This is a genomic window from Klebsiella sp. D-Nf1 (genome assembly GCF_002810515.1).
Lineage (GTDB): Bacteria > Pseudomonadota > Gammaproteobacteria > Enterobacterales > Enterobacteriaceae > Klebsiella > Klebsiella variicola.
The window spans coordinates 349534-362918 of the sequence record NZ_PIOK01000004.1; the positions used below are offsets into that span (position 1 = coordinate 349534).

16 protein-coding genes are annotated in these 13385 nt (G+C 57.6%); 7 read left to right on the forward strand and 9 right to left on the reverse strand.

Annotation, left to right across the window (positions count from 1 at the left end; all coding sequences use genetic code 11):
- Positions 1 to 124: 124 nt before the first annotated feature.
- Complete coding sequence (gene ypfM / locus CWM54_RS18390) at positions 125 to 184, reverse strand: protein YpfM (protein WP_100698121.1); 60 nt, start codon at positions 182 to 184, stop codon at positions 125 to 127.
- Positions 185 to 550: 366 nt separating this feature from the next.
- Between ypfM and CWM54_RS18395 the strand changes: the two genes are divergently transcribed.
- The 3 genes from CWM54_RS18395 to CWM54_RS18405 are packed head-to-tail and all read left to right on the forward strand — an operon-like array spanning position 551 to position 2265.
- Positions 551 to 904 (forward strand): ArsC family reductase, encoded by a 354-nt coding sequence (locus CWM54_RS18395; protein WP_008803838.1) that lies wholly within the window; start codon positions 551 to 553, stop codon positions 902 to 904.
- Positions 905 to 907: 3 nt separating this feature from the next.
- Positions 908 to 2035 carry a succinyl-diaminopimelate desuccinylase gene (gene dapE, locus CWM54_RS18400; protein ID WP_061153699.1) on the forward strand — a complete coding sequence of 376 codons (1128 nt, stop codon included), beginning with the start codon at positions 908 to 910 and terminating at the stop codon, positions 2033 to 2035.
- A 26-nt stretch (positions 2036 to 2061) separates the two neighbouring features.
- Complete coding sequence (locus CWM54_RS18405) at positions 2062 to 2265, forward strand: YpfN family protein (RefSeq protein ID WP_002913768.1); 204 nt, start codon at positions 2062 to 2064, stop codon at positions 2263 to 2265.
- A 48-nt stretch (positions 2266 to 2313) separates the two neighbouring features.
- Here the strand turns inward: CWM54_RS18405 and ypfH are convergent, their stop codons facing one another.
- From ypfH to dapA, 6 genes are all read right to left on the reverse strand, one after another.
- Entirely contained in the window at positions 2314 to 3009 is a 696-nt protein-coding gene (gene ypfH, locus CWM54_RS18410) for an esterase (protein ID WP_061153698.1), read from the reverse strand.
- 76 nt (positions 3010 to 3085) lie between these two features.
- Positions 3086 to 5089 carry a tRNA(Met) cytidine acetyltransferase TmcA gene (locus CWM54_RS18415; protein WP_100698061.1) on the reverse strand — a complete coding sequence of 668 codons (2004 nt, stop codon included), beginning with the start codon at positions 5087 to 5089 and terminating at the stop codon, positions 3086 to 3088.
- Positions 5090 to 5098: 9 nt separating this feature from the next.
- On the reverse strand, positions 5099 to 5974 hold the full coding sequence (locus CWM54_RS18420) for a neutral zinc metallopeptidase (protein ID WP_061153696.1): 876 nt from the start codon (positions 5972 to 5974) through the stop codon (positions 5099 to 5101).
- A gap of 121 nt (positions 5975 to 6095) precedes the next feature.
- Positions 6096 to 6809, reverse strand: a complete 714-nt coding sequence (purC, locus tag CWM54_RS18425) for a phosphoribosylaminoimidazolesuccinocarboxamide synthase (RefSeq protein ID WP_061153695.1) — start codon at positions 6807 to 6809, stop codon at positions 6096 to 6098.
- A 231-nt stretch (positions 6810 to 7040) separates the two neighbouring features.
- Positions 7041 to 8075 (reverse strand): outer membrane protein assembly factor BamC, encoded by a 1035-nt coding sequence (bamC, locus tag CWM54_RS18435; protein WP_061153694.1) that lies wholly within the window; start codon positions 8073 to 8075, stop codon positions 7041 to 7043.
- Between the two features lie 16 nt (positions 8076 to 8091).
- Positions 8092 to 8970, reverse strand: a complete 879-nt coding sequence (gene dapA / locus CWM54_RS18440; protein WP_002913803.1) for a 4-hydroxy-tetrahydrodipicolinate synthase — start codon at positions 8968 to 8970, stop codon at positions 8092 to 8094.
- 153 nt (positions 8971 to 9123) lie between these two features.
- Between dapA and CWM54_RS18445 the strand changes: the two genes are divergently transcribed.
- Both CWM54_RS18445 and bcp read left to right on the forward strand, forming a co-directional pair.
- Entirely contained in the window at positions 9124 to 9690 is a 567-nt protein-coding gene (locus tag CWM54_RS18445) for a glycine cleavage system transcriptional repressor (RefSeq protein WP_002913804.1), read from the forward strand.
- Between the two features lie 3 nt (positions 9691 to 9693).
- Entirely contained in the window at positions 9694 to 10164 is a 471-nt protein-coding gene (gene bcp / locus CWM54_RS18450; protein ID WP_100698063.1) for a thioredoxin-dependent thiol peroxidase, read from the forward strand.
- Between the two features lie 61 nt (positions 10165 to 10225).
- Here bcp and CWM54_RS18455 read toward each other — a convergent pair whose 3' ends face one another.
- Positions 10226 to 11290: an AI-2E family transporter gene (locus tag CWM54_RS18455; protein ID WP_012540911.1), complete on the reverse strand. Its 1065-nt coding sequence runs from the start codon at positions 11288 to 11290 to the stop codon at positions 10226 to 10228.
- A gap of 54 nt (positions 11291 to 11344) precedes the next feature.
- The gene (locus CWM54_RS28745) at positions 11345 to 11461 is read right to left on the reverse strand and encodes a hypothetical protein (RefSeq protein ID WP_012540910.1); all 117 of its coding nucleotides are present in this window, start codon (positions 11459 to 11461) and stop codon (positions 11345 to 11347) included.
- Positions 11462 to 11512: 51 nt separating this feature from the next.
- Between CWM54_RS28745 and bepA the strand changes: the two genes are divergently transcribed.
- On the forward strand, positions 11513 to 12976 hold the full coding sequence (bepA, locus tag CWM54_RS18460) for a beta-barrel assembly-enhancing protease (protein WP_061153692.1): 1464 nt from the start codon (positions 11513 to 11515) through the stop codon (positions 12974 to 12976).
- Positions 12977 to 12985: 9 nt separating this feature from the next.
- The gene (arsC, locus tag CWM54_RS18465; protein WP_061153691.1) at positions 12986 to 13345 is read left to right on the forward strand and encodes an arsenate reductase (glutaredoxin); all 360 of its coding nucleotides are present in this window, start codon (positions 12986 to 12988) and stop codon (positions 13343 to 13345) included.
- Positions 13346 to 13385: the final 40 nt, after the last annotated feature.

Consider the following 13385-nt stretch of genomic DNA (forward strand, 5'->3'; position numbering starts at 1 on the left):
GTCGGGCGTTGGCGGCGAGGTGTAATAACAGAAAAGGCGACCCTTAAGGTCGCCTTCTTTATGTGTTCAGAACCATGACGCGCTTATTTACTTCGCGTTATTCCCCTGCTCACATTGCGGAAATTTAATTACGAAGCATGCCTTCAATAAAATCTTTCCAGTTCCCCAGTTCATGTTCAATCATAATAGCCTCTCTTATTATTATGGTCGATTCTATATAACTTCATTGCTGATGGGAAGTTGTGCTCCCCTATTGCTCTGATTGTCTAGTGGACCGCTGACAGAGATAAAACCTCTGGATGCCGTCACTATGCCGCCTCGCATGTAAAAATTATGTGACACAGAGCACCCTCAAACCACATTTTTGCAATATTGTTAATGTCCTCACATCACGCCCGTGAGTGGGTAAAATGTCATCACCTGAGTCCATTGTCTGAGATACCCGGTAAAAAGTTATATTTATTCATCTGAATCACGTATTATTTCATTAAGACTTATATATTCGGAAATATCTGAGTTAACCGCTTAATTGAATGTAAAAGGGTTATCTATGCTCACCATGTACGGAATTAAAAATTGCGATACCATTAAAAAAGCCCGTCGCTGGCTGGAAGCGCATCAGATTGCGTATCAGTTTCATGACTACCGCGCCGATGGCCTTGACCGCGCGCAACTGGATACTTTTATTGCCGAACTAGGCTGGCAGGCGCTGCTGAATACCCGCGGCACCACCTGGCGCAAACTCGACGAGTCGCTGCGCAACAGCATCGATAATGCCGACGCTGCCGCCGCATTGATGCTGGAAATGCCGGCGATTATCAAACGCCCATTGCTCTGCGCGCCCGGTCGTCCTATGCTGCTGGGTTTTAGTGAAGCAAGTTATCAGCAGTTTAACGAGGTATAGTCTATGTCTTGCCCGGTCATTGAGCTGGCTCAGCAGCTTATTCGCCGCCCTTCCCTTAGCCCCGATGATGCGGGATGCCAGGCGTTAATGATTGAACGCCTGCGTGCGATCGGCTTTACCGTTGAACCGATGGATTTCGGCGATACACAGAATTTCTGGGCCTGGCGCGGCCACGGTGAAACGCTGGCCTTCGCCGGCCACACCGACGTGGTTCCGCCGGGCGACGCCGACCGCTGGATCAACCCCCCGTTCGAACCGACCATCCGCGACGGCATGCTGTTCGGCCGCGGCGCGGCAGATATGAAAGGCTCGCTGGCGGCGATGGTGGTGGCGGCGGAACGTTTTGTCGCGCAGTACCCGAATCATCGCGGCAGACTGGCGTTCTTGATCACCTCAGATGAAGAGGCCAGCGCCAAAAACGGCACCGTCAAAGTGGTGGAAACGCTGATGGCGCGTAATGAGCGTCTGGACTACTGTCTGGTCGGCGAACCCTCCAGTACCGAGGTGGTCGGCGATGTGGTGAAAAACGGCCGCCGCGGCTCGCTGACCTGCAACCTGACCATTCACGGCGTGCAGGGCCATGTCGCCTATCCGCACCTTGCCGATAACCCTGTCCATCGCGCGGCGCCGATGCTGGCGGAGCTGGTCAATATCGAGTGGGATAAAGGCAATGAATTTTTCCCGCCAACCAGCATGCAGATTGCCAACGTGCAGTCCGGTACCGGTAGCAACAACGTGATCCCCGGCGATATGTTCGTCCAGTTCAACTTCCGCTTCAGTACGGAACTGACGGACGAGATGATCAAAGCCCGCGTGGTCGCCCTGCTGGAAAAATACCAGCTGCGTTACAGCGTGGAGTGGTGGCTCTCCGGCCAACCGTTCCTCACCGGGCGCGGCAAGCTGGTGGATGCGGTGGTGAGCGCAATTGAGCACTATAATGAGATCAAACCGCAGCTGTTGACCAACGGCGGCACCTCTGACGGACGGTTTATCGCCCGCATGGGGGCGCAGGTGGTTGAGCTGGGCCCCGTGAACGCAACCATTCACAAAATTAATGAATGTGTGAACGCCGCCGACCTGCAACTGCTGGCACGGATGTATCAACGCGTAATGGAACAGCTGGTCGCCTGACGAATTGACGTAAAGAGGAAGCGCGCATGGAATGGCTTATTAAACACTGGTGGATTCTGGTTCTGGTCTTTTTGGTGGGGGTGATTATCAACGTGATCAAAGATCTGAACCGCGTTGACCACAAAAAATTCCTTAACAACAAACCCGATCTGCCGCCGCACCGCGATTTTAACGATAAATGGGACGATGACGACGACTGGCCGAAGCACGACCAGTCGAAGAAACCGTAAGTTTGCCTTTATCGCGGTACTGCCCGCCTGTAACCCCGTCCGCCGGGGTTACAGCATTTCGATGATATCGTCCCCTTTTGGCGTACTGCCGCTCAGCGCCTCATCAAAATAGTGCTTCGGCACGGTATAACGCAGACGTTCGATCGCGAACTGCATGCTGCGATCGTCAATGGCATGCCCCAGATCGTCAACAATATCTAACGTCACGTCGCCGCCCGCCTGCTGTAATGCCTCCTGAGCCGACACCGCCCACGCCAGATCGATAACCCGATCTTCGCCCCCGTGGATCAGGTGAATAGTGGTGGCTGTCGTTGCCGTCACCGGCAGCGTCGCGTAGCGGCCATTAAAGGCAATCACTCTTGAAGCCAGAGCCGGCGCCGCTTTGATACTCTCCAGCGACATAATCGCCCCCTGAGAGAAACCGATCAGCGCGGTGGCCAGTGGGCTGACGCCGCTTTTCTCCTGCCAGTAGCGCACAATTTCAATGAAGGTCGGCATAATGGCATCAATACGCTGCTGACGATTCTCTTCCGTCACTCCCTGCACCGAAAACCACTGCCGACCGTTGGGACCGCAAGGTTCGACCCCGCCGATGCTGACAATTAGCGCATCGGGAAACTGCGGCGCGAACCAGCTGCCGATTTGCCCCATAGAGACCGGGTTATCACCCACACCATGAAACAGCAGCAACAGCTGTTGCGCAGGCGTCGCAGGGCTTTGAACAATAAAATGATCGTGTTTCATGGCTGTCTCCTTAGTATATGCGGGCAGTTTACGCCGCTCGCCAGATATGACCATGTCATTTAACTGAATGAGTTAGTTAAAAAAATTGCAGATGTGCCACCTGCTGACGCAGTGCCTCAGCACGCGCTGCATCGAGGAAGCATAAGGCGTCAGCGGCCTCCTGACGCCATCTCGCCAGCAGGGCTTTACGCCCCGTCAGCTGTAGCGCAGCGCACAGTGCGGTTTCCTCTTCTCCCTGCAGACGCCCGCGCAGGGCCGGTAACGGCATGTCGACCTGCATCAGCAGGCGGTTGAGGCAGCCCAGCGCCGCGGCCAGCGGGCGATGGGCGAAAGCAAAGCTCGCCGCTTCCAGCCAGTCCTCATCACTAAGCATAGCGTCTGCGACGGCCGGCAGCGGCGCGGATTCCTCCCGCCACGGGCGAAGCCAGTATTCATCACGCTGCAGCCGTTGCGCCTCCCGCTGCGCGAGCTGGTGCCCCGCCGCGGTCAGTGGGAACAGAGCCATCGCGGTATAGCAGCCGCTGCTGGCCTCGCGATGGGTTCCCAGCCGCACGAGGATAAACCCGCAGCGTTGCCAGAAGCGCCACAGCTCATGGGTATAGCCGAAGCTGACGGACAGATAGTCATAGCCTGCGGCAGCGGCGGCGATATCGGCGATCATCTTCTGCCCGAGACCTTCGCGCTGACGGGCAGGATGGACAGCGATCCGACTGACCCGCAGCCCGGACAGCGTCGCCGCCAGGGGACTGCCGCCATGGGCCGCCAGCGACTGGGCGACCAGATTACCGCGCGGCCGGCGAAACCCTGCCCACACCGCCCGGCTGAGTTCGGGAGAAAGTCCCCCCTCGGCCACCAGCCACAGCGCGCCCGCCACCGCGCCGCCGGCGCGAGCACAGTGAAAAGCCTGGCCCGGGGCATCCATCATGCGCCGCAGATCGAGCGGGGAAGTCCGGTAATGCGCCCCGGACAATAGCTGATACATCGCCTCCGGTAGCGCAGGCAGCGATTGCCAGCAGGACTGATTGACCGCCTCCAGCACCACCTCCCCCGTCGGCGCGTCGCGAAATGCCTCATCATTAAAGATCAGCAGCTGACGGATGGCTGACTCCAGCGGACAGCCCGCCGCCCAGCGGATCGGGGCGCTCAGGCTGAATGACTGCAGATGGGGCAAGCTGGCGCAAAATTTCAGCAGGAATCCGCGACCGGTGCCTTCATAACCCTGTACCGTCGTGGTGAGCAGCGTGCGGGGAAAACGGCTTACCAGCTGCCGGAGAAGCGGAGCCGGGATCGACGCGGCCTCATCGACAATCAGCCAGGCCGCCGTTTCTTTCGACGCCAACAGCGCATCAGGCGCCATAAAGCGAAACGCCTCGCCGGCAAAGCTCGCCAGCACATCAACGGCGCTACGCGTTGGGGCGGTGACGATAGCCTCGCCCTCAAGCTGGCGCAGCAGCATGCCCGCGAGAGCGGATTTCCCTCGCCCGCGCTCTGCGGTCACCGCTGCGATACCGGGCGGCAGCCGCAACAGTTGCTCAAGGATTAGCGCCTGCTCGGCCTGGGGGTGGCCATCGGCAGGATGCCAGTCAGGGCGCGGGGCGGCCAGCGGGAAGCGCGGCCGGTCCGACTGCTGCCAGAGCAGCACCTCCGGATCGGCGATAAACTGCCGGCAGCAGCGATGAACAAAGTTGGGGGTAACGATAGGATCGGGAGTATCGCTCCAGCGCAGGGAGTCCTCATCCGCCCGGGTCGGCCAGTCGGCGAAGGGGGGCGTCAGCAGCACCAGCCAGCTTCCCGCCCGCAGCGTACCGCTCAGGGCCGCCAGGGCCGCCACGTCACACCCGCGCCGGGCATCGAAAAAGGCGTGCATCACTTCCCGCCCCAGCAGCGTCTTCAGGGCGCCAGGCGCCACGCAGGACGCAGAAACCGGATCGGGGCCTACCCACAGACCATCGCCGCCGATCCGCTCCCGTAGCGCCTGCGCCTGCTGCAGCGTCCAGGTCTCATCGCCGCTGAGCACCAGCAGGCGACGGATCCCCTCCCGCGCCATCTGCGCGGTGAGGTTAAGTAGCGTGTCCATCATGGGCGAGGATTACAGCGCGCTGCCGAAAGTATTGCACTGCGCCGGATCGCCACTATCGAAACCGCGTTTGAACCAGGTATAACGCTGTTTTGACGTGCCATGAGTAAAGCTGTCCGGCACCACGCGCCCCTGGCTCTGCTGCTGCAGACGGTCATCACCGATGGCCTCGGCGGCGTTCAGCGCCTCCTGCAGATCGCCGGTTTCCAGAATATCCTGCCGCTGCATGTTATGACCCCAGACGCCGGCGAAGCAGTCTGCCTGAAGCTCCATCTTAACCGACAGGCGGTTGGCTTCGGCCTGAGTGGCATGCTGCTGTTGCTGGCGAACTTTCGGCTCAATGCCCAGCAGTTTTTGCACATGGTGACCCACCTCATGGGCAATAACGTACCCCTGGGCAAAGTCGCCGTCGGCGCCCAGTTTATTTTTCATCTCATCGTAGAAGGACAGATCGATATAGACCGTGCTGTCGGCAGGACAATAGAACGGCCCCATCACCGACTGGCCGGTGCCGCAACCGGTACGGGTCGCGCCGCGGTAGAGCACCAGTTTTGGCTGCGGGTACTGGCGGCCCATCTTTTCAAAGATCGGTCCCCAGGTATCTTCGGTGGTGGCCAGAATCACGGAAGTAAACTTCGCTGCTTCATCGTCTTTCGGACTGATGGAGCGCTGCGTGGAGGTCTGCTGCTGCGGCATCGGCTCCCCGGTCAGCATACCGGTCAAATCCACGCCGTAGTAGCCCGCAACCAGTACGATAATCAGCAGCACAATGCCGCCCTTCCCGCTCGGCAGACGGAAGCCACCGCCTCCACCACCGCCAAACGGCGAGCCTGATTGACCACGTCGATCTTCAACATTGTCGCTTTCGCGACGCCCTTGCCAGCGCATAAGCACCTCATTCCCTGTTATGTATCAATAGCAGAGATCGTAGGCGGTTCAGCGCAGGATTACCACAGGAAACAGCAGGAAGCGCGCCAGAAGATGAAGCTATCTTCTGGCGGCGGGCGGGTTAGTCGAGCTTAACACCCAGGCGGTGAGCCACTTCTTCGTAGGCTTCAATCAGGCCGCCAAGACTCTGGCGGAAGCGGTCTTTGTCCATTTTATCGAGGGTGTTTTTGTCCCACAGGCGGCTGCCGTCCGGCGAAAACTCATCGCCCAGCACCACTTCGCCTTTGAACAGACCAAACTCCAGCTTAAAGTCCACCAGAATCAGACCGGCGTCATCGAACAGCTTTTTCAGCACGTCGTTGGCTTTGTAGGTCAGCTCGCGCATCCGCGCCAGATTCTCTTTGCTCACCCAGCCGAAGGTTTCGCAGTAGGAGTCGTTGACCATCGGATCGTGCATAGCATCGTTTTTCAGGAACAGGTCGAACAGCGGCGGGTTCAGCTCGATACCTTCTTCAATACCTAAACGTTTTACCAGCGAGCCTGCCGCACGGTTACGCACCACGCACTCTACCGGCACCATATCCAGTTTTTTCACCAGACATTCGGTATCGGAAAGCAGCGCTTCCATCTGGGTAGGGATGCCCGCTTCTGCCAGTTTGCTCATAATGAAATGGTTGAACTTGTTATTCACCATGCCTTTACGATCGAACTGCTCGATGCGCGCGCCATCACCTGCTGACGTATCGTTACGGAATTCCAGTACCAGCAGGTCCGGATTATCGGTGCTGTAAACGGTCTTCGCTTTACCACGATACAACTCAGCTAGCTTTTTCATCTTTCACCACTCCAGTGATATTAAGCCCAAAAAAATACGTCGCAGCCTATACACAAAAGCATTCAAAGTGCATCGAGGCGGCAACTGAGCGAATCCCCGGGAGCTTACAGAAGTAAGTGACTGGGGTGAACGAAGGCAGCCAACAAAGAGGCGATTTGAAGGATAATGCGTATACGCACACGTTTGCGTCACTATACATTAAAAAGGGCCGGATTGCTCCAGCCCTTTTGATTACTTGTTAAATGCGGCCTGGAATACGGCTACCAGGGCGTCATTTTGCGACTGCGTCAGGGTGTGACCTTTCGGGTCGATGAACTGCAGGCTACTGCGGTTATCGAGGTCGCCGACCTGCAGTTTGTAGTCACCGGAAACCAGCTGCGGATCGCGTGCGCCCAGCTCCTGCCAGCTGCTGTCAGACAGCGGCTTATAGGTCAGCGCCATGCTGCCCTGAGAGCGTGTGCTGTCGGTCACTTTCATCCCCACTTTCTCGAGAGCGCCCGGCAGACGTTGCCATACCATGTTAAACGGTGCGCGAACGACAAGCATCGGCAGGCCGGTATCGTCGGCAGCGCTCTGCACGTCGAAGGTGGCGCCAGCACTGCGCTGGGCCGCGTTCTGGGCGCTGGTGGCGCTCGCATCAAGGCCTTCCGAAATGACGTTCAGCATGGCGGTGCTGTAGCGCTGCAGGGACGCCGGATCGGCAACCGGTTTACCCGCCTGCTCCAGATTCACCAGCTTGACGACTACCGCTTGCTGATAGCCCTGCGGTTTGACGGAGATTTGATAACGACCGCGATACTGCTGATCTTCATCAAGGCGGTTCCACTCAACCCAGTCGGTGTTCAGCGTCTGGCTCGCATCATCGCGTTTCGCGATAACGTAGTTCTTCGACTGAAGGATACTGGTGACCTGCGCCCACAGCGAACCGCTGCGGCCGTTCTCAACCATCAGCGTCGCGGTATCGCCGTTAAACTGGGTCCGCGCACCGCTGACCAGCGCCAGCGGTTGCGCCGGTGGGCGAATGTCCAGCGCTTTACCCACCGCGCCGGTGCTGTTGGCCACCGGAATGTTGTAATCACCCACCTGAATCGGCAGGATCATCCCCGCCGGCGCGTGAAGTTCGCTCAACGGTGATGCCTGTAAATAGGCCTCATCACCGCTCACCTGACGCTTATAGCGCGAGTCGGAACTACAGGCCGCGAGGAGTAGAACCAGCGAAACACCCGCAACCTTCGCCAGGCGCGACTTCTGTACTGAGTAAGCCATCAAATCTCCCTAAACTTTACAGCAAACCGGCATGCTTCAGCGCGGCGGTGACGGCTTCACGACCGTGGTCAGTGATGGGCGTCATCGGCAAGCGCAGCGTATCGGTCGCCACAAGACCCAACGCCTTGCATCCCCATTTCACCGGGATAGGATTGGGTTCGACAAATAATTTTGTATGCAGTGGCATCAGACGCTGATTAATCGCACGCGCTTCGGCAAATTGACCCGCCAGCGCCAGACGGCACATGTCGGCCATTTCGCGCGCCGCCACGTTGGCCGTAACGGAAATCACGCCCACACCGCCGAGCTGCATGAAGTCCATACCGGTCGCATCGTCACCGCTCAGCAGGATAAAGTCGTCTGAAACCAGCTCTTTGATCTGGTGAACTCGACTTAAGTTCCCTGTTGCTTCCTTAATACCGACAATATTTTTAATTTCCGCCAGACGGCCAACGGTTTCCGGCAGCATATCGCAACCGGTACGGGACGGCACATTATACAGAATTTGCGGCAGGTCAGTATGTTCAGCGATAGCTTTAAAGTGTTGGAACAGGCCTTCCTGGGTCGGACGGTTATAGTAAGGAGTGACCGTCAGGCAGCCGACAACACCGCTGTCGTTAAAACGTTTGGTCAGGCTAATCGCCTCTGCGGTTGCATTGGCTCCCGTTCCAGCGATAACCGGGATACGCCCGTCAGCCAGTTCCAGCGTCATCATCACCACGTCGCCATGCTCTTCATGGCTCAGCGTTGCGGATTCACCGGTAGTCCCTACCGAAACGATCGCCGAGGTTCCGTTGGCGACATGGTAATCAATCAGTTTTTTCAGGCTTGTCCGGCAGACATTACCGTTTTCATCCATCGGCGTGACAAGCGCTACAATACTTCCCGTGAACATGGGCCATCCTCAGAGCAGAAGTGCGACAAGATTCTCAATGTTACGTTTGGAGCTGCAATAAAAGCAAGAGACCCGACGCCATCAGGGATGTTGTATGGCGGTTTTTTTTATGCTTTCCTAATGTTACCTCACCTTTTTAAAGGAAGAACAGGTTTGACAGCCTCATTACAACACTATCTGGTTATTACCGCCCTGGGGGCTGACCGTCCCGGCATCGTGAATACGATCACTCGCCACGTCAGCAGCTGCGGTTGTAATATCGAAGACAGCCGGCTGGCCATGCTCGGTGATGAGTTTACGTTTATCATGCTGCTTTCCGGGTCGTGGAATGCGATTAACCTGATCGAATCAACCCTGCCGCTGAAAGGTGCGGAGCTGGAACTGTTGATCGTGATGAAACGCACCACCGCGCGCCCGCCGCAGGCTATGCCAAACACCGTTTGGGTCCAGGTTGAGGTGCCGGACTCACCGCATATCATCGAGCGCTTTACTGCCCTGTGCGATACATGGAATATGAATATCGCGGAACTGGTGTCCCGCACTCAGCCGGGAGACGGCGATTCCGCGCAGCTTTTTATCCAGATAACTGCCCACAGTCCTGCGACGCAAAATGCAGCAAATATCGAACAAGCGTTCAAAGCCCTATGTACAGAACTCAACGCACAAGGCAGTATTAACATCGTTAATTATTCACAGCATGATGAACAGGATGGAGTTTAACCCATGACCCCACTGAAAGCCGGTGATATCGCACCGAAATTTAGCTTACCGGACCAGGACGGCGAGGAAGTAAATTTAACCGACTTCCAGGGACAACGTGTCCTGGTTTATTTTTACCCGAAAGCCATGACCCCGGGCTGCACCGTACAGGCGTGCGGCTTGCGCGATAATATGGACGACCTGAAGAAAGCCGGTGTAGAAGTGCTGGGTATCAGCACCGATAAACCGGAAAAGCTTTCGCGTTTCGCCGAAAAAGAGTTACTGAACTTCACGCTGCTGTCTGATGAAAACCATCAGGTGTGCGAGCAGTTTGGCGTCTGGGGCGAAAAATCCTTTATGGGGAAAACCTACGACGGTATTCACCGTATTACTTTCCTCATCGATGCCGATGGCAAAATCGAACATGTCTTTGATGACTTCAAAACCAGCAATCACCACGACGTGGTGCTGAACTGGCTGAAAGAAAACGCCTGATGCAAAGCAAGACGCCGGGGGAGGAAATCCTCGCCCGGCGTCTTTTTTTATCCCGACCCCGTCAGTCGTCGTCAACCACCAGACCATCCGGCCAGGCATGCACCACCGCTTTAATCAGCGTGGCCAGCGGAATGGCGAAGAAGACGCCCCAGAACCCCCACAGTCCGCCAAAGATCACCACCGACAGGATAATCACCAGCGGGTGTAAATTGACCGCCTCAGAGAACAGCACCGGAACCAGCAGGTTGCCATCCAGTCCCTGAATAATCAGATAGACCGCGAACAGGCTCCAGAACTCGGTGCCAGCGCCAAACTGAAACAGCGCCACGCCCACCACCGGGATGGTCACCACAAACGCGCCAATATAGGGGATCAGCACCGAGAAGCCCACCAGCACAGCCAGCAGCAGCGAGTAGTTGAGGCCAAACAGAATAAAGCCTATCCAGGTGGCGACGCTGACGACAATCATCTCCAGCACCTTACCGCGAATGTAGTTGGTGATTTGCTGATTCATCTCCTTCCACACCTGCCCGGCAAGCCCGCGGTTGCGCGGCAGCACACGGCGCACCGCGTTGAGCATTTGCTCTTTATCCTTCAACAGGAAGAAGACCATCAGCGGCACCAGCACCAGATAGACCGCCAGGGTGAGCAGCCCAACCAGCGAGGCCAGGGAGTACTTCACTACCGAGTCGCCCACCGTCAACATCCGATTGCGCATATTTTCCGCCATCGCATCGATGATGCCGGCATCCATTAACGCCGGATAGCGCCGCGGCAGCGTGGCAGCGAAATCAGAGAGTTTGTTGAGCATACCCGGCATATCGCGGATAAGATAGATCCCCTGCTGCCAGGCCACCGGCATCACCACAAAGGCCAGCAACAGCAGGATGCCCACGAACAGGATCAGCACCAGCGAGGTCGCCCAGGTGCGCGACAGGCCAATCCGCTCCAGACGAACCGTCGGCCACTCCAGCAGATAGGCCAGTACGATAGCCACCAGTAACGGGGCTAACAGACCGCTGAAAAAGAACATGATGCCGAAACCGGCAAGCAAAATAACCAGCAGCGCTATCGCCTCAGGGTCGCTGAATCGACGGCGGTACCACTGCATTAACATCTCAAGCATAAAACCTTCCCTGAAGGGCCAAGCGGCGACAATCCGGGGAATTGTATCGAAATGTCACAAAAAAGACTTCGCTTTTTGATGCGCCGCAGACAAACCGTTCTCCGCCGTGAAGATCATATTTTCAAGGCGGCCAACGCCAGCTAAACTCGCTGGGATGCGGCCAGGGAACATTGCGTCGCACAATCGGTCAAACTGGCACACCCACATTACAGGACAGAGGTTATGTTCAGGCAGTTGAAGAAAACGCTGGTGGCGACCGTCATCGCCTCGCTGACGCTGGGTTCGATAGGCCCTGCTTTTGCTGACTCCGCAGATACGCTGCCGGACATGGGGACCTCTGCAGGAAGCACGCTGTCGATTGGTCAGGAAATGCAGATGGGGGATTACTATGTGCGCCAGCTGCGCGGCAGCGCGCCGCTGATTAACGATCCCCTGCTGGTGCAATATATCAACGGGCTGGGCATGCGTCTGGTGGCACACGCCAACTCAGTACGCACCCCGTTCCATTTCTATTTGATTAATAACGACCAAATCAACGCCTTCGCCTTCTTTGGCGGCAACGTGGTCCTCCACTCCGCCCTGTTCCGCTACTCTGATAATGAGAGCGAACTGGCCTCTGTCATGGCGCACGAAATCTCCCACGTTACGCAGCGGCACCTCGCCCGCGCGATGGAAGATCAGAAGCGCAATGCGCCGCTCACCTGGGTCGGTGCCCTGGGTTCGATTCTGCTGGCGATGGCCAGTCCACAGGCCGGAATGGCGGCGCTGACCGGGACGCTGGCCGGGACCCAACAGGGCATGATCAGCTTCACCCGCCAGAACGAAGAAGAGGCCGACCGGATTGGCATTCAGGTCCTGCAGCGCTCGGGATTCGACCCGCAGGCCATGCCGATGTTTATGGGTAAACTGCTTGATGAGTCGCGCTACTCGACACGGCCGCCGGAAATGCTGCTCACCCACCCCCTGCCGGAAAGCCGACTGGCCGATGCCCGTAACCGCGCCAATCAGATGCGTCCGGTGGTCGTGCAGTCCTCGGCAGACTTCTATCTGGCGAAGGCGCGTACCCTTGGGATGTACACCAATGGCGACAATAAACTGGGCACCGATCTGCTTAACGCCTGGGATAAGGGTAATATCCGCCAACAGCATGCCGCGCAGTACGGCCGCGCTCTGCTGGCGATGGAAAGCAACAACTTTGACCAGGCACGCAAAACGCTGCAGCCTCTGCTCAGCGCCGACCCGCAAAACGCCTGGTATCTCGACCTGGCCACGGATATCGACCTCGGGCAGAAGAAAACCAGCGACGCCATCAACCGTCTTAAAAACGCCCGCGAGCTACGCACGAGTCCGGTGTTGCAGCTGAACCTGGCCAACGCCTTGCTGCAGGGCGGACAGCCCGGGGAAGCGGCGACCATTCTGAACCGGTATACCTTTACCAATAAAGAGGATGGCAACGGCTGGGACCTGCTGGCGCAGGCGGAAGGCGCGCTGGGCAATCGCGATCAGGAGCTGGCGGCGCGGGCAGAAAGCATGGCGCTGGTCGGTCAGTTGGATCAAGCCATTTCCCTGCTCAGCAGCGCCAGCTCGCAGGTGAAACTTGGTAGCCTGCAGCAGGCGCGTTACGATGCCCGTATCGACCAGCTACGCGATCTGCAGGCCCGCTTCCGCCCCTATCAAAAAATGTAAGGAGACCCCATGACCGACGCGGTAAAAATTTACCATAACCCACGCTGCTCGAAGAGCCGCGAAACGCTGAGCCTGCTGCAGAGCCGCGGCATCGATCCAGAGGTGGTACTCTATCTCGACACACCGCCGGATGCCGATACGCTGCGTCAGCTGCTGCAGCTGCTGGGTATGGAGAGCCCCCGCGAGCTCATGCGCCAGAAGGAGGATCTGTACAAATCGCTCAATCTTGCCGACCAGGCGCTTAGCGACGCGGCGCTGATTCAGGCGATGGTCGACAATCCTAAGCTCATCGAACGCCCTATCGTCGTCAGCCATGGCCAGGCGCGTATTGGCCGCCCGCCGGAGCAGGTCCTTGAGATCGTAAGCTAACCCATCTGCGCCGCGCTTTCGCGGCGCTTTTTTTACGTGG